This window comes from Variovorax paradoxus, from assembly GCF_030815975.1.
Classification (GTDB): domain Bacteria; phylum Pseudomonadota; class Gammaproteobacteria; order Burkholderiales; family Burkholderiaceae_C; genus Variovorax; species Variovorax paradoxus_N.
Map to the genome: position 1 here is coordinate 4,737,355 of NZ_JAUSXL010000002.1, position 21,302 is coordinate 4,758,656.

The following is a 21,302-nucleotide window of genomic DNA, read 5'->3' on the forward strand; positions in this document are numbered from 1 at the left end:
TGCAGTAGGAGGGCGCCTACGCCTGTACTTGCGTCGCAGCCTTGGCGGCAGCCTGCAGCGGCAGCTCGACGTGGAACAGCGAGCCTTCGCCGGGCCTGCTTTCCACCTCGATGCGTCCGCAGTGCAGGCCCACGATCTTGCGGGTGATGTAGAGCCCGAGGCCCAGCCCGGGCGCGTGCTTGCGGCTGTCGTCGGTGCGTTCGAACTGCTCGAAGATGCGCTCCTGGTCTTCGGGCGCAATGCCGATGCCCTGGTCGCGCACGGTGATGTGCGCGGTGCCATCGAGCTCGTGCAGCACCATCTCCACGGGCTTGCCGCCGCCGTAGCGCAGCGCGTTGGTCAGCAGGTTGGTCAGCACCTGTTCGATGCGGAACTCGTCCCACACGCCGCGCAACTCGCGCGGCGCTTCCAGCGCAATGTCCGAGCCAGCGGCCTCCGCCTGCTGCTTCAGGCCTTCCACCACGGCCCGCGCGAGCGCGGCAAGGTCGACCGGCTGGGGCTGGATCGACAGCGCATCCCTTCGCATGCGCGTGACGTCGAGCATGTCGTCGATCAGCCGCACCATGTTGCGGATCTGCCGCTGGTCGCGCTCGATCATGCCGGGCAGGCGGTCCACGGCAAAGGATTCCAAGTTGCCCTTGGACACGTGGAGCTGGCGCAACTGCGTTTCCAGGTACAGGGTGTTGAGCGGCGTACGCAGCTCGTGCGAGACCATCGACATGAAGTCGTCGCGCATGCGCACCGCATGCTCCAGTTCATGCTGGGTGTGGCGCAGCTGCTGCACCAGCTCTTCCTGCTTGCGGTTGGCAACCGCGAGCGCGTCCATTTCGTGCCGCAGCGCCTTGCGGTGGCAATGCAGGTCGACGAATACGTTGACCTTGCCCGTGACGGCATGCGCATCGAGCGGCTTGTACAGGAAGTCGACCGCGCCGCTTTCGTAGCCCTGGAAGGCGTAGTTCGAATCGCGGCCGGCCGCGGTCACGAAGATGATCGGGATGTGGCGCGTGCGCTCCGTGCCGCGCATCAGCTCGGCCAGCTCGAAGCCGTTCATGCCGGGCATCTGCACGTCGAGGATGGCCAGCGCGAACTCGTGGTCGAGCAGCAGCGCAAGGGCCTCCTCGGCCGAGGAGGCGCGGTACACCGCACGCCCCGGGCCGCGAATCAGGGCCTCGAGCGCAAGCAGGTTCTCGGGCAGGTCATCGACGATCAGCAGCTTGCTTTCGACCTCAATGGGCATGGGCGGACTCCAGTTGCAACAGCAATGCGCGAAGCTCGCGCAAGGCAAGCACGTGATCGGGTGAATGGCGGGCAATGGCTGCCTGGGGCATGGTGGGAATCTGGGCTTCCTTCGGGTCCTGGACGGCGGTGATGCCGCCGGCCTGGTGAATACGGTAGAGCCCTTCGGCGCCATCATCGTTCGCGCCCGTGAGCAGGAATCCGGCCAGCGCGGGCCCGCAGGCATCGGCGGCCGAGGCCATCAGCACATCGATCGACGGCCGCGAAAAGCGCACGGGCGGCTCGCAACTGAGAGAAAAACACCGGTCGCGCTCGATCGACAGGTGATAGCCGGGCGGCGCGAAATACAGGCTGCCGGGCGCGAGCGGCATCTTGTCGGCGGCTTCGTGCACCGGTATGTGCAAGCGCTCGGCAAAGATCTCCGCCAGGTGGCTTTGGTGCCCTTCAGGCAGGTGCAGCACCACCACCACGGGAAGGCGCCACGGCGGCGCAATGCCGTGCAGCAGCACCAGCAGCGCCTCGATGCCGCCCGCGGACGCGCCGACCACCACGGCCTCGACGCGCCTGCCCGGAGATGGGGGAGCATTCGAATTCATGTGGCCTTGCGGTAGATGCGCTCCGGCTGCGAATGGGTGTCGAAGCGCTCGGAGTAGCTCGAGAAGTCGATGCTCTCCTTTGCACCCAGCCCCAGAAAGCCGCGGTGGCAGAGCGACTCGTGGAACAGGCCGAGCGCCCGGTCCTGCAGTTCGCGGTTGAAATAGATGAGCACGTTGCGGCACGAGACAAGCTGCGTCTCGGCGAACACGCTGTCGGTGGCCAGGCTGTGGTCGGCAAAGATGACGTCGGCGCACAGCGCCGGGTCGAAGCGCGCGGCGTCGTAGGCCGCGGTGTAGTAGTCGGAAAAGGAGCTGCGGCCGCCGGCGCGCTGGTAGTTGGCCGTGTAGCCGCGGATCGATTCGATCGGGAAGATGCCTTGCCGCGCCTTCTCGAGCGAGGCGGGGTTGATGTCGGTGGCGTAGATCTGGGTGCGGGAGAGCAGGCCCTCTTCGCGCAGCAGGATGGCCAGCGAAAAAACTTCCTCGCCGGTGCTGCAGCCCGCCACCCACACCTTGATGGACGCATAGGTCTGCAGGATCGGCACCACGTGCCGGCGCAGCGCCAGAAAGTAGGTCGGGTCGCGGAACATCTCGCTCACGGGAATCGTCAGGTACTCGAGCAGCCGGCCGAACAGCAGCGGGTCGCGCAGCACCTTCTCCTGCAATGCCGAAATGCTCGGGAGCCCGAGCTGCGCGAGCGCGTGCAGCACGCGGCGCTTCTGCGACGCCACCGTGTAGTCGCGGAAGTCGTAGCTGTAGCGCAGGTAGATGGCCTCCATCAGCAGCCGCAATTCGATCTCCGTGTTGCTCAACGGAGAGGCGAGGGGCAGGGAGGCGGAATTTCGGTTCACAGCCGCTCCATTTTGGGCATCCACACGCGCAGAAGCGAGAACAGGCGCTCCAAATCCACAGGCTTGGCCAGGTAGTCGCTGGCACCGGCGGCCAGGCACTGCTCGCGGTCGTCCTTCATGGCCTTGGCGGTGATGGCGATCACAGGCAGCTTCTCGAAGCGCGGATCCGCGCGCAGCCGGCGCGTGGCCTCCAGGCCGTCCATCTCCGGCATCATCACATCCATCAGCACCAGGTCGATCTCGCGCGCCTGGTCGAGCTTTTCGAGCGCCTCGCGGCCGTTGCGGCCGATCTCGACCGCGGCGCCGCGCTGCTCCAGCGCACTCGTGAGCGCGAAGAGGTTGCGAACGTCGTCGTCCACCAGAAGGATGGTGCGGCCCTCGAAGATGCGGTCGCGCCCGCGTGCGGCCTTCAGCATGCCCTGGCGTTCGCTGGACAGCTCGGCCTCGACCTTGTGCAGGAACAGCGTGACCTCGTCGAGCAGGCGCTCCGGCGAGCGCGCGCCCTTGATGATGATGGAGCGCGAATAGCGCTGCAGCTCGGCTTCCTCGCCACGCGTGAGGTTGCGCCCGGTATAAACGATCACGGGCGGGAACGAAACGATTTCTTCCGATGCCATGCGCTTGAGCAGCTCGCTGCCCTGCATGTCGGGCAGGTGCAGGTCGGTGATCATGCAGTCGAAGACGCGCTTGCGAAGCAGTGCAAGCGCCTCCTTGCCGGAGCCCACGGCGGCGATTTCGATGTCTTCGTCGCCGATCAGCCGGATCACGCTTTCGCGCTGCAGCGCATCGTCCTCCACCAGCAGCACGATCTTGACCTTCTGCGTGAGCTTTTCCTCGAGCCGGGCGAACACCTGCATCAGCTCGGCGCGCGTGGCCGGCTTCTGCGCATAGCCGATGGCGCCCATCTGCAGGGCAGCGGCCTGTGCGTCGTCGGCGGCAGAGACCACGTGGACCGGAATGTGGCGCGTCTGCGGCGAATCCTTCAGGCGCTGCAACAGGCCGAGCCCGGTGCTGTCGGGAAGGCGCATGTCGAGCAGGATGGCATCGGGCAGGAACTGGTGCGCCAGTTCGAAGCCGTCGGCGGCGCCGTGGGCAACCAGGCAGCGGTAGCCCAGTTCGTGCGCCAGGTCATAGAGGATGTGCGCGAACTGCGGCTCGTCCTCGATCACGAGCACCCGGCGCACCTGGTCGGGCGGGAGCGTGCGGTCGTCGGCGAAGAGCGGCGGCGGTACTGGAACGGCTGGCGTCGGCGCAGCCGGAGCGGCAGGGACAGGCGAACGCGCCGCGGCAAATCTTGCCGGCGCCGGAGCGGGTGCCTGGGCTGCTCGCTGCGTGTCTTGCGGCGCGGCTTGCGGCGCCACGGCCGGCAGCTGCAAGGTGAAGGTGCTGCCCTGTCCGGGCTGGCTTTGCACCGCGAGTGTGCCGCCCAGCAGGCGCGTGAGATCGCGCGAAATGGAAAGCCCCAGGCCGGTGCCGCCATAGCGGCGGCTGGTGGTGCCGTCGGCCTGCTGGAAGGCTTCGAAGATCAGCTCCTTCTGCTCGGGCGAAATGCCGATGCCCGAGTCGCTCACCGCGAAGACCACGCCGCCGTCGGCCGCGGCGAAGACAGCAAGCGTCACTTCGCCGCTGTCGGTGAACTTGAGCGCGTTGGAGAGCAGGTTCTTCAGTATCTGCTCGACCCGGTGGCGGTCGGTGACCAGCGTGGCAGGCACACCAGGCTGCATTTCCAGGCGGAAGGCCAGCTGCTTCTCGGCGGCCAGGGGCTTGAAAGTGCTCTCCAGGCTCTGCGCGAGCTTGTCGAGCGCCACCTTCTCGGCCACCACTTCGAGCTTGCCCGCCTCGACCTTGGAGATGTCGAGGATGTCGTTGATCAGCACCAGCAGGTCGTTGCCCGACGAGTAGATCGATTCCGCGAACTTCACCTGCTCGGGGCTCAGGTTGCCCTGCGGGTTGTCGCCGAGCAGCTTGGCCAGGATCAGTGCGCTGTTGAGCGGCGTGCGCAGCTCGTGCGACATGTTGGCCAGAAACTCCGACTTGTAGCGGCTGGCGCGCTGCAGTTCGTCGGCGCGGTCTTCCAGGTCGCGCTGCACGCGGCGCAGGGCGGCATTGCGCTGGTCCAGCGCCTCGGTACGCTCGGAGAGCTGGCTGTTGGTCTGCTCCAGCTCGGCCTGCTGGTTCTCCAGCATGGCCTGCGAAGCCCGCAGCGCGCGCGACTGCTCCTCGAGTTCTTCATTGGCGGTGCGCAGTTCTTCCTGCTGCACCTGCAGCTCCTCGTTGAGCTGCTGCGTTTCGGCCAATGCGTCCTGCAGCTGCTCGCGATAGCGCGCCGCCGCGAGGGAGTCGCCGATGTCCTCGGCCACCAGGTCGAGCAATTCGTTGGTGCGCGCATCGGGCACGCCCGGCAGGCCGAGCTCGACCACGCCGTTCACGATGCCGTCACTCGATACGGGCACCAGCAGCACGGCCGCGGGTGGCATCTCTCCGAGGCCCGAATTGACCTTCAGGTAATCGGCCTGGATCGGCTCCACGAGCATGCGGCGCCGTTCGGCGGCCGCCTGGCCGACCAGGCTCTGGGTCGGCGAGAACACCTGCGGCGAAGCCTCGGCTTCCATCGAGAAGCCGTAGCTCGCGGCGCGGCGCAGCGTGCCATGGCGCTCGCGCACGTACAGCGCGCCCACGGCGCTGCCCAGGTGGCGAGAGAAGAAGGCCAGCACCTTGCGGCCCAGGTCGTTGGCGTTCAGTTCGCCCACCAGTTCACCGACCAGCTCGGTCTGCGCGCTGCGCAGCCACGCCTGCTGCGCCAGCCGCTCGGCATGCGCAGCCTGGTCGCGCAGCACCGCGTCGTAGCTGTTCGAAAGCCGCATGAGCTGCCGGCGGCCGAAGTAGGCCACCATGCCGGTGAACACCAGCGTGAACAGCAGGAACACGCTCACCACCAGCCAGCCCGTGCGGTTGGCCTCCTCATTGCGCTGGTAGCGCAGGCCCTGCTCGGTGTCCATGAAGGCCGCGAACTCCGCGCGCATGTCGTCGCGCAGCTGCTTGCCCCGGCCTTGCCGCACCGCCTGCTGGTAGTTGCCCCCGGCGCGGCGCACGGCGATCAGATCCTGCGCGAATCCGTTCCAGGCCTCCTGCAGCGCCGCGATGCGCTCGATCCGCTCCGCCTGCTGCCTGTTGTCCAGGACCATTTCCCGAAGCGCAGCGATGTCGCTCTTGATCCTTGGCAGCGCACTCTGGTAGGTCTCGAGAAAGCCTTCGTCGCCGGTGATCAGGAAACCGCGCAGGCCCGTTTCCATGTCGATGCTGCGGCCCTGCAGCTCGCCGGCGCTGCGCGTGACGCGGTCGGTGTGCTCGACCCGGCTGATGGTGAGCAGCAGAAACGCGATCAGGCCGACGAACACCAGCGCGCCGATCAGCCCGCCGAGCAGCGGCCACTTCAGGTTGCGGCTCAGCAGGCGGTCGAAATCTTCGGGGTCGATCGCGGTCGGGGTTTTCATTCGAGCGGGATTTGTAAGCAAAACTTTTGAAGTTTTGCCGAAATCCGCGGCGCCGGGTGTCGGAGAAGGGCCCGATACCGTTTTTGGCCCGCCTTGCCGCGCGTACCGGGGCCTCGTTATACTGTTGTTTTATACAGCATCGCCTGTGACAACGGATCTTTCCACCCAGCCGCCAGAAGCGGCGCCCGATGCCCGCACCGTCTCGGTTGTCTCGGTAAAGGCCCTGTGCGCCTTTGGTGCCAAGGCCGGCGACCTCGACCTGCGTTTCGTGCCCGCGCCCAGCGCGCTCGAAGGCATGGCCGGACACGCGCTCGTGCAAGGCCGCCGCGGTGATGCCTATGAAAGCGAGGTGCCGCTGGTCTCGCATTGCGGCGCGCTCAAGGTGCGCGGCCGCGCCGACGGCCACGACCCGCGCGAACCCCGCGTCGAGGAGATCAAGACTTTCCGCGGCGACTTCGATGCCATCCGCGGCAATCACCGGGCGCTGCACTGGGCCCAGGCCCGCTGCTACGGCTGGATGCTGTGCGAGTTGCACGGCTACGCGCACATCACGGTGGCGCTGGTGTACCTCGACCTCGGCACCGGCGAGGAAACCGTGCTGGAAGAGCAGCACACGCGGGCTGCGCTGCAGGCGCACTTCGAGCTTTTGTGCGCGCGCTACAGCGCCTGGGCGCAAAGCGAAGCCGCGCACCACGCCGCGCTGGGCCATGCGCTCGGCCGGCTCGAATTTCCGCATGGCTCGTTCCGCGCCGGCCAGCGGGAACTGGCCGAGGCCGTCTACCGCGCGGCCGCGAACGGACGCTGCCTGATGGCGCAGGCGCCCACCGGCATCGGCAAGACGCTGGCCACCCTCTTTCCGCTGCTGAAGGCGCGCGCCGCGCAAAAGATCGACAAGATCTTCTTTCTCACGGCCAAGACCTCCGGCCGCGCCGTGGCGCTGGACGCCTTCGGCGTGCTGGGCGAGGGATGCGCGCAGGTGCGGGTGCTCGAACTCACCGCGCGCGAGAAGGTCTGCGAATACCCCGACCGGGCCTGCAACGGCGATGCCTGCCCGCTCGCCAAGGGCTTCTACGACCGCCTGCCCGCTGCGCGCGAGGAGGCCGCGCAAGCCGCCCGGCTCGACCGGCAGGCGCTGCGGAAAATTGCGCTGGCGCATGCCGTGTGCCCGTATTTCCTCGCGCAGGAAATGGCGCACTGGTGCGACGTGATCGTGGGCGACTACAACTATTACTTCGATGGCAGCGCCTTTCTCTACGCCACCATGAAAGACGCCGAATGGCGCGCGGCAGTGCTGGTCGACGAGGCGCACAACCTGCTGGAGCGCGCGCGCGGCATGTACACCGCCCGGCTCGACGGTCTCGCGCTCGAAGAAGCGCACCGCGCGGCGCCCGCCTCGGTGCGCGGCGCGCTCGGGCGGCTCTACCGCGAATGGGACACCGTGCAGCAGGCGCAGGTCGAGCCCTACGACACCTGCGACGAGATTCCCGAGCGCTTCGCGCGCACCCTGCAGGCCGCCAACACGGCCATGGGCGAGCATTTCGCGGCCACGCCGGATGCGGCGCAAGGGCCGCTGCAACGCTTCTTCTTCGATGCGCTGCAGTTCGCCCGGCTGGCCGATGCCTTCGACGACCATTCCGTCTTCGAGCGCACGCTGGGCCCCGCGCACGACCAGCAGCAGCGCAGCCTCGCCATCCGCAACCTGGTGCCGGCGCCGTTTCTCGAACCGCGCTTTGCCGATGCCGCATCGGTCGCCTGTTTTTCCGGCACCCTGTCGCCCTTCGAGTTCTATCGCGACGCGCTCGGGCTGCCGCCGGAGACGATGCTGCTCGACGTGGCTTCGCCGTTTCACAGCCGGCAGCTGCGCGTCGAAGTGGCCATGAACGTGTCGACCCGGTTCCGCGACCGCGCGGGGTCGCTGCGCAGCGTGGCCGAGATCATCGGCGCGCAGTTCGAGCGCATGCCGGGCAACTACCTCGCGTTCTTCAGCAGCTTCGACTACCTCGAAAAAGCCTGCGCGGCTTTCCTGGCCAGGCACCCCGGCGTGCCCGTGTGGGCCCAGACGCGCGGCATGGCCGAGGCCGATCGCCACGGTTTCCTCGCGCGCTTCGAGGAGGGCGGCCGCGGCATCGGCTTTGCCGTGCTCGGCGGCGCGTTCGGCGAAGGCATCGACCTGCCCGGCAGCCGGTTGATCGGCGCCTTCGTGGCGAGCCTGGGCCTGCCGCAGCACAACGCGCTGAACGAGATCACGCGCGAGCGCATGCAGGCGCGCTTCGGCAAGGGCTACGAATACACCTATCTCTATCCCGGCCTGCAAAAGGTGGTGCAGGCGGCCGGTCGCGTCATTCGCACCGAAGAGGACAGGGGCGTGCTGCACCTGCTGGACGACCGCTTTGCGCGCGCCGAGATCCGACAACTGCTGCCGCCCTGGTGGGAATTGCGCCTGGGCGGCCCGGCGCATGCCGGCGAAGCGGGAGGCCTTGATGCGCTCCGCTAGCCGCATCCAGTTTGCCGACGAGCCCGACCTGTTCGGCGAGGCGCCCGCGGCGGCCATCGAGGGCCTGCGCTACGAGCGCGAATTTCTCACGCGCGCCGAGGAAGACGAGTTGCTGCGCATCGTGCAGGGCTTCGAACTGCGGGAGATGCGCTACAAGGAATACACCGCGCGCCGACGCGGCATCAGCTTTGGCGGCAGCTACGACTTCGAGAACCATCGACTGCGCCCGGGCGCTGCGATGCCGCCGGCGCTTCATCCGCTGCGCGCCCGGGTGGCCGCATGGATCGGCAAGGCGCCCGAAGACTTTGCCCACATGCTGCTGTCCGAATACAGGCCAGGCACGCCGCTCGGCTGGCACCGCGACGTGCCGGACTTCGAGGACATCGTGGGCGTTTCGCTGCGGGGCGACGCGGTGCTGCAGCTGCGGCCCTATCCACCGGCCAGTGCCGCCGCGCCCGCCAGCCTCCAGCTGCTGATCGAGCCGCGCTCCATCTACATGCTGCGCGGCGAAGCGCGCTGGGCCTGGCAGCACAGCATTGCGCCGACCGAGTCGCTGCGTTATTCCATCACCATGCGCACGCGGCGGCGCGCATGACCTGCGGCGGGCCTTGCCGCAGGCTTTTTCGCGGCAGGCTGTTTCTCGGCAGGCTGTTTCTCGGCGGGGCGTTTGGCCGCGGCTTTTTTCATCAGGCTTGAAGCCACCGCCAAATCCTTGAGCCAGGCTTCCCACGCGGCTTCGCGCTGCAGCGGATCGCCGCGCAGGAGCGCGGAGGGATGCAGCGTGACCAGCACGCGGCGGCCGGTCGCGGCGTCTTCGATCCACTGGCCGCGTTCCTTCATCACCGCCACAGGGCGGCCGAGCAGCGAGCGCGCGGCCGTGCCGCCGAGCGCCACATAGGCGCGCGGCTGCACGAGTTCGATCTCGCTTTCGAGCCAGTGGTGGCAGGCTTCGGCCTCGCGCTGGCCGGGCGTCTTGTGGATGCGGCGCTTGCCGCGCAACTCGTATTTGAAGTGCTTCACCGCATTGGTCACGTAGAGCTTCTCGCGCACCCAACCGAGCTCGGCCACGGCGCGGTCGAACAGCTTGCCGGCAGGGCCGACGAAAGGGCGGCCCAGGAGGTCTTCCTTGTCGCCCGGCTGCTCGCCGACCACCATCAGCACCGCGCCGACCGGGCCTTCGCCGAACACCGACTGGGTCGCATGCGCTCCCAGCGGGCATTCGCGGCAGGCATCGGTCGCCACGCTGAGCGCCTTCAGGGCGGCCGTGGCCTCGTTGCGATGAGACACGTTGTCGACTCCGGCGGGCTGGTGGCGTTCAGGCGGCCTGCGTCAGTGCGCGGAACCGCCGCCGCCGCGCCGGGACTGGTTCTGGTTGCTGCCGCCGACGTGGCTTTCGCGGTCATGGCGGCTCTCGACGGTCCGGCGCGGCTCGTTGCGGGGTGTCGGGCTCTGGTGGCCGGCCTTGTTGTGCTGGGGAGGCAACGAACCACGCTCGTCGGGCGTGTTGGGGTTCGTCTTGGACATGAGGTGCTCCTTCAAAAGAATGGATGGACATTTGTTTGTCCGCGCGGCGCATGCCGGCCGGTGTCGGAATTGGCCCACCGCGGGCGTCGTCCAAGCCTCATGCCGGGCAAGGCCGAGAGGTGAGAAGGACGCGCCAGCAGCGCCCCCGCATTTGCCGATAGTCGAGATCGGCCATTCGATTGGCCGATATCAAGATTGACCGCCTCGTATCGAGTGAGAACTCGATATTCCGCCGCTATCTTTGTCGTCTGCAAGACAACTTGCATCGTCGCCTGGCGGTGGCCCCTGCACGCGAAGCCGTCCTGTTGCGCGAGGTTGATCTGAACGGGCGGGCTACGCCGGCCAATGTCGCTCAAGTACGGGCATCTTCACCCCCGGACCAGCGGTTTGCCGCACTGGATTTGCGTCGATACGATCCCGCGCCTTGCCCCCAAAAAGGAATGCGCGGATGCCGCCAACGATTGCCTCTCCCTCGACACCCGCACCGTCGCAAAACGCCGGCTGGCAGCAGCGCAGCCGGCGCCATGTCTGGCATCCGTGCACGCAGAGCATCCGGCTCGAAGCGGTGCCGCCGCTGCCGATCGCGCGGGGCGAGGGCGTCTGGCTCTTCGACCACGATGGGCGCCGCTACCTCGACGCAACGAGCTCATGGTGGGTCAATCTCTTCGGCCATGCGCACCCGGCCATCAACGCCGCGCTCAAGGACCAGCTCGACACGCTCTCGCACGTGATGCTCGCGGGCTGCACGCACGCGCCGGCCGTCGAGCTGGCCGAGCGGCTTGCCGCGCTGACCGGCCATGCGCTAGGCCATTGCTTCTATGCCTCCGATGGCGCCTCGGCGGTGGAGATCGCGTTGAAGATGAGCTTTCATGCATGGCGCAATGCGGGCCGCGGCGGCAAGCAGCAGTTCGTCGCGCTGCGGCAGGGCTACCACGGCGAAACGCTGGGCGCGCTGCATGTGACCGACGTGCCGGTGTTCCGCGACGCCTATGCACCGCTGCTCGCGAACGCGCACCTCGTGGCATCGCCCGACGCACGGGCCGCATTGCCGGGCGAAGACGCCGCTGCCGTGGCGCGGCGCGCGCGCGGCCGAACTCGAAACGCTGCTGGCCGAACGGCATGCATCGATCGCCGCCGTGATCGTCGAGCCGCTGGTGCAATGCGCCACCGGCATGGCGATGCACGACCCCGAGTACCTGCGCCTCGTGCGCGCCCTGTGCGACCGCTACGGTGTGCACCTGATCGCCGACGAAATTGCGGTGGGCTGCGGGCGCACCGGCAGCTTCTTCGCATGCGAGCAGGCCGGCATCTGGCCCGATTTTCTTTGCCTTTCCAAGGGCATCAGCGGCGGCTACCTGCCGTTGGCGTTGGTGATGACGCGCGAAGCGATCTACGAAGGGTTCATGGACGACGACGTGGCGCGCAGCTTTCTGCATTCCCATTCCTACACCGGCAACGCGCTGGCCTGCCGCGCGGCGCTCGCGACGCTCGACCTGTTCGAGCGCGAGGACGCGCTGCGGCGCAACCGCGCCCGCGCCGAGCGGCTGATCGGCCGCTTGCGCGAAGGGCTGCGCGGCCTGCCTGTCGACCATCTGCGCCAGCGCGGAATGATCACGGCCTTCGACGTGCGCGAGCCCGGTGCCCGGTTCGCGGAGCGTTTTCACCTTGCCGCACGGGCGAACGGATTGCTGATGCGTCCGATCGGCTCGACGGTCTACCTCATGCCGCCCTATGCGATCGGCGACGACGAGATCGACCTGCTGGTCTACGGCACGCTGGCCACGCTACAAGCGGTGGCCGGTCCCAGCCACGCACATGAAGGAGGCCGCGATGCTGCGCTTGCTTGAACGCCTGCAGGACGAGATCACGGCGCTCGATGCCCAGTCGCTGCGCCGCCGCCGGCAGATCGCCGAGACGGCCTGTGCGCCCGAGCAATCCCTGACGCTGGCCGGCGCGGCCGTACAGCGCACCATGCTCGGTTTCAGCAGCAACGACTACCTCGGCCTTGCCGCGCATCCGGCGCTGGCCGCCGCACTGGCCGAAGGCGCGGCGCGCTACGGCACGGGCAGCGGCGGCTCGCACCTGATCCTTGGCCATTCGCGCGCGCATGCCGAGCTCGAGGAGCGGCTGGCCGGCTGGATGGCGCCCTTCATCCCGGAGGCGCGGAGCCTGTTCTTCTGCACGGGCTACATGGCCAACCTTGCGGTGCTGTCGGCGCTCGGCGGTGCCGAGGCGGTGATCTTTTCCGAGTCGCTCAACCATGCATCGCTGATCGACGGTGCGCGGCTGGCCAAGGCGCGGGTCGAACGCTATGCGCACTGCGACGTGGCCGCGCTCGATGCGCAGCTCGGCGCCTGCGATGCACCGGTCAAGCTGATCGTGAGCGATGCGGTGTTCAGCATGGACGGCAACATCGCGCCGGTGGCCAAACTGCTCGCGCTGGCCGAGCGGCACGACGCCTGGCTGGTGCTGGATGACGCGCATGGCTTCGGCGTGCTGGGCGCCACAGGCCGGGGCGTGCTGCAGGCCATGGGCCTGCGCTCGGAGCGGCTGGTGCTCGTCGGCACGCTCGGCAAGGCGGCGGGGGTGTCGGGCGCGTTCGTGGCGGCGCACCGCACCGTCATCGACTACCTCGTGCAGCGGGCGCGGCCCTACATCTTCACCACCGCCGCGCCGCCGGCCATCGCGCATGCGCTGCTCGCGAGCCTCGCGCTGATCGAAGGCGAGGAGGGCGACGTGCGCCGCGCCCGCTTGCAGGCGCGCATCGCCCAGCTGCGCCGGGGCCTGAAAGCCATCCTGCCGCCGGATGGCAGCGCCTGGCTGCCCGATTCGCCCACCGCCATCCAGCCGCTGATCGTCGGCGACAACGCGCGCGCGATGCACACCATGGCGCAGCTCGATGCCTGCGGCCTGCGCGTCGGTGCGATCCGCCCGCCGACCGTGCCCGCCGGCACCGCGCGGCTGCGGATCACGCTGTCGGCCAGCCACGGCGAGGCCGATGTCGCGCGGCTGGTCGATGCGTTGGGCGAGGCATTGGCGCGGCCGTGGAAGGAGGCTGCCTTATGAGCGCAGCGCGTGCAGCAATGACGCACCGCCGCTGGTTCGTCACGGGCACCGACACAGGTGTCGGCAAGACGCTGGCCAGCAGCGCGATGCTGAGCCTGCTGGCCGCATCGGGCTTGCGCGCGGTCGGCATGAAGCCGGTGGCCGCGGGCCTGGACGAGATCGATGGCGCGTGGCGCAACGACGACGTCGAGCAGTTGCGCGCGGCCGGCAACGTCGATGCGCCACTCGCCATGCGCTGCCCGTACCTGCTGCGCGCGCCGATGTCGCCGCACCTGGCAGCGAGGGAAGAGGGCGTGCGCATCGAGTTGGCGCCGCTGCTGTCGGCTTTCGCGGCGTTGTCGCAACGCGCCGATGCGGTGGTCGTCGAAGGCGTGGGCGGCTTCTGCGTGCCGTTCGGCGACGAACTCGACAGCGCCGACCTGGCCGTGGCGCTGGGCCTGCCGGTGATCCTCGTGGTCGGGCTGCGGCTCGGCTGCCTGAACCATGCGCTGCTCACGGCGGAAGCGATCCGCGCGCGCGGACTCGTGCTGGCGGGGTGGATCGCGAGCGCCGTCGAGCCGGGGATGCTGGCGCCCGAAGCCAACCTGCAGACGCTGCGCGGCCGCCTCGGTGCGCCCTTGCTCGGCGTGGTGCCGCACCTGGCCGAGCCTTGTGCGGCAAGCGTGGCGCAGCACCTCGACCTGCGCGCCCTGCGCGCGACCGCGGCTCACGCCGCGCACCGGTCAGCGGCGCTGGCCGAGTAGTTCAGCCACTCCGCGGCGCTGGCCCGATTCGGCCACTCAGCCGCGCTGGCCTGATTCGGCGAGGCGCTTCGCCCGTGCGCCGCCCTGGCGTTCGAGCATCCAGCCCGGGTACTCGGAGGGCAGCGCGCTCACCTTGCCGAGTTGGGCCAGTTCGTCGGCGGAGAGCCGGATCGCGGTGGCGGCAATGTTGTCGTCCAGCTGCCCGACGCGCTTGGCACCGACGATCACGCTGGTCACCACCGGCTGGTGCAGCAGCCACGCGAGCGCGATCTGCGCCACCGACACCTTGCGTGCTTCGGCCAGCTCGCGCATCACGTCGATGCAGTCGTAGGCGCGCTCGACGTTCACGGGCGGAAAATCGAAGCTGGTGCGGCGGCTGCCTTTTTCGGCTTCGGTGTCACGGCCGTACTTGCCGCTCAACAGGCCGCCCGCCAGCGGGCTCCAGACCATCAGGCCGAGGTTCTCGCTCTGCAGCATCGGCGCCAGTTCGCGCTCCAGGTCGCGGCCCGCGATGGTGTAGTAGGCCTGCAGCGATTCGAAGCGCGCGAGGCCTTGCCGCTCGGCAATGCCCAGCGCCTTCATGATCTGCCAGGCCGCCCAGTTGGAAACGCCCACGTAGCGCACGTGGCCTTGCTGCACTAGGTTGTCCAGTGCGCGCACTGTTTCCTCGATGGGCGTGGCCGGGTCGAAGCCGTGGATCTGGTACACATCGATGTGGTCCAGCTGCAGGCGCTTCAGGCTGGCCTTGACGCCGTCCATGATGTGGTAGCGCGAGGCGCCGGCCGCATTGGCGCTTTTGCCGGTTTCGCCGAAAACCTTGGTGGCGACCACGACGTTCTCGCGCGGCACCTTGAGGTTCTTCAGCGCCTGGCCGGTGATGGTTTCCGACAGGCCTTCGGAGTACACATCGGCGGTGTCGATGAAGTTGATGCCGGCATCGAGCGCGCGGCCGACCAGGCTTTCCGCCTCCGACTGCTGGAGGTTGCCGATCTGGCCCCAGATGCCGCTGGAGCCGCCGAAGGTCATGGTGCCGAGGCAGAGTTCGGAAACGAACAGGCCGGTGCGGCCGAATTTGCGGTACTGCATGAGAGGTGTCCTTTGGATGGGTGGCACTTGGAAGGGGCCGCAAAGCCCCCGGTGACCGCAAAAGTATCCGGCCGCGGCGCCGGGCATGGCGAGCGCGTTCCTGCAAAGTCCTTGCCTATTTCTCCAGACCTCCTGCGCTGGCCGTGCAGATTCGTTGGCGCGGCGCTAAGCTTGAACCACCCGATCCTCCACGCCGGCCGCCGCTGCGGCCCCAACCGTGACAAGCCCCCCGAACATGTCCCAAGAATCACCCGAAATCGCTGCCGCCATTGCCCGGCCGATGCCGCTGGAGCCCGAACTCGACGAAGCCAGGAAGGAACTGGTGGCGCTGATCAACCGCATCACGCGCGGCCAGGACGGCACGGTAGAAACGCCGGTGGCCGGCCTGCAGGTCCATTGCATCAGCAAGCCCGACGGTCCCAAGCACGCCTTCGCCACCCCGGCGCTCGGGCTGATCGCGCAGGGTTCCAAGCGGATCATCGTGGGCGACGACATCTATGTGTACGACCCGATGCACTACCTGGTGACCTCGGTCGACCTGCCGGTGTGCGGCCAGGTGCGCCTGACAAGCGACAACGAGCCCTACCTCGGCCTGCGGCTGGAGCTCGCGATCGACGAGATCGGCAAGCTCATTGGCGACGAGAAGCTGCCTGCGAAGGCCAATGCGCCCGCCTCGCGCGGCATGTACGTCAACCGCATCGCCATGCCGGTGCTGGAGCCGGTGCTGCGGCTGCTGCGGCTGGTCGAATCGCCCGAGGACGTGCCGATCATGGCGCCGCTCATCAAGCGCGAGATCATGTACCGCCTGCTGGTCAACGGCGAGGGCGCGCGGCTGCGGCAGATCGCGCTGCAGGACAGCCACACCCAGCGCGTTGCCAAGGCCATCAGCGCGCTGCGCGTCAACTATGCGCAGTCGCTGCGGATCGAGGACATGGCGCGCGCGGTGCACATGAGCGTGTCGTCGTTCCACCATCACTTCAAGGCCGTGACGGCCATGAGCCCGCTGCAGTACCAGAAGCAGCTGCGCCTGCAGGAGGCGCGCCGCCAGATGCTGATGGCCGGCGTGGACGTATCGAGCGCGGCGCACAGCGTGGGCTACGAGAGCCCGTCGCAGTTCGCGCGCGAGTACAGCCGCATGTTCGGCGCGCCGCCGCTGCGCGACAAGCGGCGCTGGCTCAGCGAAGCCGAGAACGATGCGCTCGGCGCGGGGTCGATGCAGGCCGCCTGAAGGAAGTCCGCCGCGCAGTCAGTTCGTCCAGCGCCAGTCCTCGATCTCCGGCATGTCCTTGCCGTGAACGTTGACGTAGGCGCGGTGCTCCAGCAGCTTGTCGCGCAGATGCTGCTGCACATGGCCCGCGCTGTCGCGGAAGCGCTCGACCCGGGCAATGGCGTCGGCGGCCAGGTGGAAGCGGTCGAGCCGGTTGAGTACGGTCATGTCGAACGGCGTGGTGGTGGTGCCTTCCTCGCAGTAGCCATGGACATGGAAGCTGTCGTGGTTGGTCCGCTTATAGGTGAGCCGGTGGATCAGCGAGGGATAGCCGTGGAACGCGAAGATCACCGGGCGGTCGGTGGTGAAGATGGCGTCGAAGTCCGCGTCCGGCAGCCCGTGCGGATGCGCGTTCGGCGGCTGCAGCGCCATCAGGTCGACCACGTTCACCACGCGCACCTTCAGTTCCGGCAGCATCCTGCGCAGCAGGTCGACCGCGGCCAGCGTCTCGAGCGTGGGCACGTCGCCGGCACAGGCCATCACCACGTCGGGCGCAGCGTCTTCATCGTTGCTGGCCCAGGTCCAGATGCCCAGGCCCACGGTGCAATGGCGCACCGCGGATTCGATGTCCAGCCATTGCGGACCCGGTTGCTTGCCCGCGACGATCACATTCACGTAGTTGCGGCTCTTCAGGCAATGGTCGACCACCGACAGCAGCGTGTTGGCGTCGGGCGGCAGGTACACGCGCACCACCTCGGCCTTCTTGTTCACCACGTGGTCGAGAAAGCCCGGGTCCTGGTGGCTGAAGCCGTTGTGGTCCTGCCGCCAGACATGGCTGGTGAGCAGGTAGTTCAGCGAGGCGATCGGGCGGCGCCAGCCGATGCCCCGCGTCACCTTGAGCCACTTGGCGTGCTGGTTGAACATCGAGTCGATGATGTGGATGAAGGCCTCGTAGCACGAGAAGAAGCCATGGCGTCCCGTGAGCAGGTAGCCTTCGAGCCAACCTTGGCAGAGGTGCTCGCTGAGCACCTCCATCACCCGGCCGTCGGGCGACACATGGTCGTCGCCGGCCAGGATCTCGGCGGTGGAGGTCCGCGCGCTGACGTCGAACAGCGCGTCCAGTCGGTTCGACGTGGTTTCGTCCGGCCCCATGACGCGGAAGTTGCGCGCCGCCTCGTTGCGCTGCATCACGTCGCGCAGGAAGAGGCCCGCTACGCGCGTGGCCTGCGCATCGGCCACGCCCGGCGCCGCCACTTCTACCGCGTGCTCGCGGAAGGGCGGCATGGCCAGGTCCCTGAGCAGCAGGCCGCCGTTGGCATGCGGATTGGCGCTCATGCGCATCGTTCCCCTGGGCGCCAGCGCCGCGATCTCGGGCCGCAGCGCGCCGGCAGCGTCGAACAGTTCCTCGGGCCGGTAGCTGCGCATCCAGTCTTCGAGCAGGCCCACATGCTCCGGCCTGGCCGAAAAGCCGGCGAGCGGCACCTGGTGCGCGCGGAACGTGCCCTCGACCGGCACGCCGTCCACCTGCCTGGGCCCGGTCCAGCCCTTGGGCGACCGCAGCACGATCATCGGCCAGCGCGGGCGTTCTCGAAACCCGTGCTCGCGGGCGCTCGCCTGGATGGCATGGATCCCGTCGAGCGCCTTGTCGAGCGCCGCCGCCATCAGCCGGTGCATCTGCGCGGGCTCGTGGCCGGTGACGAAGTACGGCTCATGCCCATAGCCCCGCAGCAACTGCGCCAGCTCTTCCTCCGGGATGCGCGCGAGCACCGTGGGGCCGGCGATCTTGTAGCCGTTCAGGTGCAGGATCGGCAGCACGGCGCCGTCGCTCTCGGGGTTCAGGAACTTGTTGGAATGCCAGCTCGCAGCCAGGGCGCCGGTTTCGGCCTCGCCGTCGCCGATCACGCAGCAGGCGAGCAGGCCGGGGTTGTCGAACACGGCGCCGTAGGCGTGCAGCAGCGAATAGCCGAGCTCGCCGCCTTCATGGATGGAGCCCGGGGTTTCCGGCGCCACATGGCTCGGAATGCCGCCCGGAAACGAGAACTGCGTGAAGAGCCGCTTCATGCCATCGGTGTTTTGTTCGATGTGGGGATAGACCTCGCTGTAGGTGCCCTCGAGATAGGTGTTGGCGACCACGCCCGGGCCGCCATGGCCGGGGCCGGCAATGAACAACGCGTTCAGCTCGCGGGCCGCGATGGCGCGGTTCATGTGCGCATAGACGAAGTTGAGGCCCGGCGTCGTGCCCCAGTGGCCCAAGAGGCGCGGCTTGATGTGCGAAAGGCTCAGCTTCTCGCGCAGCAGTGGGTTGTCCATCAGGTAGATCTGGCCCACGGACAGGTAGTTGGCCGCGCGCCACCAGGCGTCCAGCAGCGCGAAGTCGCCGTGCTCAGTCATTGTTCGCGCATTCCGCCGTGGTCAGCCGGTTCACGATCAGCGTGATGCCTTCGGTGCGGCGCACGGCGCGCTCGACGGCGCTCTTCAGATCCTCGCTGGCCAGCCGGCCGTGCAAGGTGACCACGCCATCGGTCACACGCACGTCGACATCGCACCCGCATACCGCCGGGTCCCAGTTCAGCTGGGCGAAGACCTCGTGCCTGAGTTGAATATCGGGGTTCATTTCAAACCTTTCGAGGAGGAGGAGGAGGGGGCTTCCTGCTGCGCCGTCCGCGGCGTGATTCGCGAGGTGCCCCTCATCGACACTATCGGCGCACAGGGTTCGCACCTTGCCGCCGTGCTGCAATCCCAATGTTTCCTGCGGGTCTTTTTGCGCGAAGGGAGAGCGGACCCATACGATGCACTCGACGCCTGCGTTCCTGCGCCTGACCCGTCGCGCCGCAACGAACGGATGCCTTGCTTGCATGCGATTTCATTCACCGACGAAAGGAGAACACGATGAACAGCAACGTTCCTGCGACACCCGCATCGGCATGGACCGATGCCTACTTTCGCTCCCTGCTCGACTGGCAGACGGCCTGCGGCGCGAGCGTGCTGCAGGCGCAGCAGGTCCAATGGGGCATGCTGGCCGCCTGGCAGCAGTCGGCGAAGGCCGTCCAGCAGGAACTGCTGGACCAGTGGATCAGCCATTTCGGCGGCGGCGTGCCGCTGGATGGGTAGGCTCGGCACGGCGCACCGGCCTACTGGCTCGCCACGGCGCCGTCCGGCATCGTGAAGCGCGCCGCTTCCGCCTTGGCATGCAATTCGGGGGCGCGCACCAGCAGCACCGGAACGCTCGCGCTGCGCAGGATCTGCTCCGCGCTGCTGCCCATCACCATGCGGCCGAGGCCGCGCCGGCCGTGCGTTCCCAGCACGATCAGATCCGCGGGCCAGGAAGCCGCTTCGGCCGTGACCCGGTCGGGAACGGCCCCCCTGAAGTTGTCGCACAGCACCGAGTCGGCCTCGACGCCTTCGGCGGCAGCCCTTGCCTTGCCTTCCTCGATCAGCCTGGTGGCGGCAGCGCGCAGCTCGTTGAGCCAGTCGTCCGTGCGGCCCGAGTAGGCGTCCATCGCCAGGGCGAAGGAGAGTTCGTCGATGACGTGGATCAGGCGCAGGCGCCCCGAGGTGACCTTGGCAAGGCGAATGGCTTCGCCCAAGCCGTGGCTGGATGTCGAACTTCCATCGACAGGAACAAGAATTCGCTGGTACATGGTGTCCTCGCTTTGGTTTGAGGTGGGTATGCGGCCAGTGTCCGGACCGGTGCGAGGCGCGGCTTGATGCGGATCAAGCGAAGGCGTTCTCGCAGGCGCAAGGATGCAAACGGCATGCATCGCGTTTGATCTGCGGCAACCCTGTGCGGGGCCGGAACCGCGATCCTCGGGTACGCACAGGAGCCATTCATGACCCACGCCACCGTTCGCATCATTCGCCAGGAGCATGCGGCGCTCGCCGCCATGCTGCGCTCCATCATCATGCTGCTCGAACAACACCGCCGCAAGGGAACCCCGCCCGACTTCGCGGGCCATGCTGTTCTACGTGGACGAATTTCCTGAAAAAGCGGCATCACCGCAAGGAGGGCGAACTGCTGTTTTCCAGACTCGGCGAGGCGCTCTTCACCCGCATCGTGAACATCGTGCCCGCGCCGATCGGGCTGGGCGCCGCGGCCCTGGACCCGGGCGGCGGCGGCGACCAGGCGGGCCGTTCGAACCGTCCCGTGTCGACGACGATGAGGTAGCGCCCGGCGCCTTCAATGGGCGCCTGGTCCGCCGGCAGCACCCATGGCGCAGTGCCCTCGGCCTTGGCCCTGAGGTAGTCGGCATCGAGCACGCCCAGGCGGTCGAGCAGCCGGTTCAGGCTGGCCGGAATGCGGATGCAGCCCTTCGATTGCGCGCTGCCCAGCCGCTGCTCCAGCCGGTTCGGATCGGTGGCGTGCATCTGCAGCCGCATCGTGCTCGTGCCGCCCCGGCCCCACAGGCGCCGGGCCTGCTGCCATCCGAAATCGAAGACGCGCATTCCCTTTTCGCCATAGCCGCGAATGCCGAACTCGTTGCGCGAACCCTCCGCGCGGAAATCGTGGTTCGCAACCGAATGTTCGAACACACCGAGCGGTGTTTCGAAGTATTCGAATCCGCCGGGGCGCCCGGTCGATACCGGCGCCGCACCGATCAGCACGGGCGCTCCGCCGGCCGGCAGCCAGAAGACGAAGATGGCTTGGACCGAGGCGCTGCGATCCACCAGCAGGGCGTATTCGGACTGGTCACCAGCGATGCCGGCGCGCCTGAGTTCATCGCGCGCAAGATTGCCGTAGCGCTGCGCCTCCTCCGGTGGCGGCTCGAGCCGGCGATCGACCTGTTCCGTGAAAGCCTGGCGCAGGCGCGTCGGATCGGCCCAGGAGGTGGCAACTGCCCCCGCGAGCGCGGCCAGCACGAGCGCCCGCACGGCACGGCGCAGGGCGCCGAGAACGGCTGCGCCTGTGTTCTTTTCTGCTCCCATTTGCTTCATACCTGCCAGGGCAGGCGAGGAGCGCCGGCCCTGACTGGTTGGTGCCCCGGAAGACTGGGCGAGTTCCCCGGTG

The 21,302-nt window shown here is 68.1% G+C and carries 18 protein-coding genes and 1 pseudogene; 8 read left to right on the forward strand and 11 right to left on the reverse strand.

Features of this window, described 5'->3' with window-relative positions:
- Positions 1-16 precede the first annotated feature (16 nt).
- The 4 genes from QFZ47_RS26050 to QFZ47_RS26065 are packed head-to-tail and all read right to left on the reverse strand — an operon-like array spanning position 17 to position 6,177.
- Positions 17-1,237 (reverse strand): hybrid sensor histidine kinase/response regulator, encoded by a 1,221-nt coding sequence (locus tag QFZ47_RS26050; protein ID WP_307658383.1) that lies wholly within the window; start codon positions 1,235-1,237, stop codon positions 17-19.
- Entirely contained in the window at positions 1,227-1,832 is a 606-nt protein-coding gene (locus QFZ47_RS26055; protein WP_307658384.1) for a chemotaxis protein CheB, read from the reverse strand. Before QFZ47_RS26055 ends, QFZ47_RS26050 begins: the two co-directional genes overlap by 11 nt.
- Positions 1,829-2,683, reverse strand: a complete 855-nt coding sequence (locus tag QFZ47_RS26060; RefSeq protein ID WP_307658385.1) for a CheR family methyltransferase — start codon at positions 2,681-2,683, stop codon at positions 1,829-1,831. Before QFZ47_RS26060 ends, QFZ47_RS26055 begins: the two co-directional genes overlap by 4 nt.
- On the reverse strand, positions 2,680-6,177 hold the full coding sequence (locus QFZ47_RS26065) for a response regulator (RefSeq protein WP_307658386.1): 3,498 nt from the start codon (positions 6,175-6,177) through the stop codon (positions 2,680-2,682). Before QFZ47_RS26065 ends, QFZ47_RS26060 begins: the two co-directional genes overlap by 4 nt.
- Positions 6,178-6,322: 145 nt before the next feature.
- On the opposite strand from QFZ47_RS26065, the gene QFZ47_RS26070 reads away from it, so the two are divergent.
- Positions 6,323-8,671 carry a helicase C-terminal domain-containing protein gene (locus QFZ47_RS26070; RefSeq protein WP_307658387.1) on the forward strand — a complete coding sequence of 783 codons (2,349 nt, stop codon included), beginning with the start codon at positions 6,323-6,325 and terminating at the stop codon, positions 8,669-8,671.
- Positions 8,658-9,266: an alpha-ketoglutarate-dependent dioxygenase AlkB gene (locus tag QFZ47_RS26075; protein WP_307658388.1), complete on the forward strand. Its 609-nt coding sequence runs from the start codon at positions 8,658-8,660 to the stop codon at positions 9,264-9,266. Before QFZ47_RS26070 ends, QFZ47_RS26075 begins: the two co-directional genes overlap by 14 nt.
- Here QFZ47_RS26075 and QFZ47_RS26080 read toward each other — a convergent pair.
- Complete coding sequence (locus tag QFZ47_RS26080; protein ID WP_307658389.1) at positions 9,230-9,958, reverse strand: UdgX family uracil-DNA binding protein; 729 nt, start codon at positions 9,956-9,958, stop codon at positions 9,230-9,232. The genes QFZ47_RS26075 and QFZ47_RS26080 overlap by 37 nt on opposite strands.
- Before the next feature lie 42 nt (positions 9,959-10,000).
- Entirely contained in the window at positions 10,001-10,195 is a 195-nt protein-coding gene (locus QFZ47_RS26085) for a hypothetical protein (RefSeq protein WP_307658390.1), read from the reverse strand.
- A 448-nt stretch (positions 10,196-10,643) separates the two neighbouring features.
- Here QFZ47_RS26085 and bioA point away from each other — a divergent pair.
- The 3 genes and pseudogenes from bioA (at position 10,644) to bioD (ending at position 14,004) form a co-directional block, all read left to right on the forward strand.
- Positions 10,644-12,042 (forward strand): annotated as a pseudogene (gene bioA / locus QFZ47_RS26090) (adenosylmethionine--8-amino-7-oxononanoate transaminase).
- Positions 12,026-13,261 carry an 8-amino-7-oxononanoate synthase gene (gene bioF, locus QFZ47_RS26095; protein ID WP_307658391.1) on the forward strand — a complete coding sequence of 412 codons (1,236 nt, stop codon included), beginning with the start codon at positions 12,026-12,028 and terminating at the stop codon, positions 13,259-13,261. The pseudogene bioA and the gene bioF overlap by 17 nt, the downstream one beginning before the upstream one ends.
- Positions 13,258-14,004 (forward strand): dethiobiotin synthase, encoded by a 747-nt coding sequence (gene bioD, locus QFZ47_RS26100; RefSeq protein WP_307658392.1) that lies wholly within the window; start codon positions 13,258-13,260, stop codon positions 14,002-14,004. Before bioF ends, bioD begins: the two co-directional genes overlap by 4 nt.
- A 36-nt stretch (positions 14,005-14,040) precedes the next feature.
- Here bioD and QFZ47_RS26105 read toward each other — a convergent pair whose 3' ends face one another.
- A complete protein-coding gene (locus QFZ47_RS26105) occupies positions 14,041-15,090 on the reverse strand; it encodes an aldo/keto reductase (RefSeq protein WP_307658393.1) in 1,050 nt (349 codons plus the stop codon).
- A 235-nt stretch (positions 15,091-15,325) separates the two neighbouring features.
- On the opposite strand from QFZ47_RS26105, the gene QFZ47_RS26110 reads away from it, so the two are divergent.
- Positions 15,326-16,318, forward strand: a complete 993-nt coding sequence (locus tag QFZ47_RS26110) for an AraC family transcriptional regulator (RefSeq protein ID WP_307658394.1) — start codon at positions 15,326-15,328, stop codon at positions 16,316-16,318.
- 18 nt (positions 16,319-16,336) lie between these two features.
- Here QFZ47_RS26110 and QFZ47_RS26115 read toward each other — a convergent pair whose 3' ends face one another.
- Both QFZ47_RS26115 and QFZ47_RS26120 read right to left on the reverse strand, forming a co-directional pair.
- Positions 16,337-18,688 (reverse strand): phosphoketolase family protein, encoded by a 2,352-nt coding sequence (locus tag QFZ47_RS26115; RefSeq protein WP_307658395.1) that lies wholly within the window; start codon positions 18,686-18,688, stop codon positions 16,337-16,339.
- A complete protein-coding gene (locus QFZ47_RS26120; protein WP_307658396.1) occupies positions 18,681-19,154 on the reverse strand; it encodes a BON domain-containing protein in 474 nt (157 codons plus the stop codon). Before QFZ47_RS26120 ends, QFZ47_RS26115 begins: the two co-directional genes overlap by 8 nt.
- Positions 19,155-19,186: 32 nt before the next feature.
- Here QFZ47_RS26120 and QFZ47_RS26125 point away from each other — a divergent pair, with 32 nt between their 5' ends.
- A complete protein-coding gene (locus QFZ47_RS26125) occupies positions 19,187-19,408 on the forward strand; it encodes a hypothetical protein (RefSeq protein WP_307658397.1) in 222 nt (73 codons plus the stop codon).
- A 20-nt stretch (positions 19,409-19,428) separates the two neighbouring features.
- Here QFZ47_RS26125 and QFZ47_RS26130 read toward each other — a convergent pair whose 3' ends face one another.
- Entirely contained in the window at positions 19,429-19,938 is a 510-nt protein-coding gene (locus QFZ47_RS26130) for a universal stress protein (protein ID WP_307658398.1), read from the reverse strand.
- Between the two features lie 189 nt (positions 19,939-20,127).
- Between QFZ47_RS26130 and QFZ47_RS26135 the strand changes: the two genes are divergently transcribed.
- Positions 20,128-20,280: a hypothetical protein gene (locus tag QFZ47_RS26135; RefSeq protein WP_307658399.1), complete on the forward strand. Its 153-nt coding sequence runs from the start codon at positions 20,128-20,130 to the stop codon at positions 20,278-20,280.
- A gap of 10 nt (positions 20,281-20,290) precedes the next feature.
- Here the strand turns inward: QFZ47_RS26135 and QFZ47_RS26140 are convergent, their stop codons facing one another.
- Positions 20,291-21,220, reverse strand: coding sequence for a L,D-transpeptidase (locus QFZ47_RS26140; RefSeq protein WP_370880616.1), 930 nt, complete (start codon positions 21,218-21,220; stop codon positions 20,291-20,293).
- Positions 21,221-21,302: the final 82 nt, after the last annotated feature.

Bases quoted from the DNA above. Each gene is read 5' to 3' on its own strand.
- QFZ47_RS26125 (WP_307658397.1), top strand. From the start codon at position 19,187: ATGAACAGCAACGTTCCTGCGACACCCGCATCGGCATGGACCGATGCC.
- QFZ47_RS26085 (WP_307658390.1), bottom strand. From the start codon at position 10,195: ATGTCCAAGACGAACCCCAACACGCCCGACGAGCGTGGTTCGTTGCCT.
- QFZ47_RS26065 (WP_307658386.1), bottom strand. From the start codon at position 6,177: ATGAAAACCCCGACCGCGATCGACCCCGAAGATTTCGACCGCCTGCTG.
- QFZ47_RS26120 (WP_307658396.1), bottom strand. From the start codon at position 19,154: ATGCAAGCAAGGCATCCGTTCGTTGCGGCGCGACGGGTCAGGCGCAGG.
- QFZ47_RS26140 (WP_370880616.1), bottom strand. From the start codon at position 21,220: ATGGGAGCAGAAAAGAACACAGGCGCAGCCGTTCTCGGCGCCCTGCGC.
- QFZ47_RS26105 (WP_307658393.1), bottom strand. From the start codon at position 15,090: ATGCAGTACCGCAAATTCGGCCGCACCGGCCTGTTCGTTTCCGAACTC.
- QFZ47_RS26110 (WP_307658394.1), top strand. From the start codon at position 15,326: ATGTCCCAAGAATCACCCGAAATCGCTGCCGCCATTGCCCGGCCGATG.
- QFZ47_RS26115 (WP_307658395.1), bottom strand. From the start codon at position 18,688: ATGACTGAGCACGGCGACTTCGCGCTGCTGGACGCCTGGTGGCGCGCG.
- QFZ47_RS26055 (WP_307658384.1), bottom strand. From the start codon at position 1,832: ATGAATTCGAATGCTCCCCCATCTCCGGGCAGGCGCGTCGAGGCCGTG.
- QFZ47_RS26075 (WP_307658388.1), top strand. From the start codon at position 8,658: ATGCGCTCCGCTAGCCGCATCCAGTTTGCCGACGAGCCCGACCTGTTC.
- QFZ47_RS26050 (WP_307658383.1), bottom strand. From the start codon at position 1,237: ATGCCCATTGAGGTCGAAAGCAAGCTGCTGATCGTCGATGACCTGCCC.
- QFZ47_RS26135 (WP_307658399.1), top strand. From the start codon at position 20,128: ATGACCCACGCCACCGTTCGCATCATTCGCCAGGAGCATGCGGCGCTC.
- bioD (WP_307658392.1), top strand. From the start codon at position 13,258: ATGAGCGCAGCGCGTGCAGCAATGACGCACCGCCGCTGGTTCGTCACG.
- QFZ47_RS26130 (WP_307658398.1), bottom strand. From the start codon at position 19,938: ATGTACCAGCGAATTCTTGTTCCTGTCGATGGAAGTTCGACATCCAGC.
- bioF (WP_307658391.1), top strand. From the start codon at position 12,026: ATGCTGCGCTTGCTTGAACGCCTGCAGGACGAGATCACGGCGCTCGAT.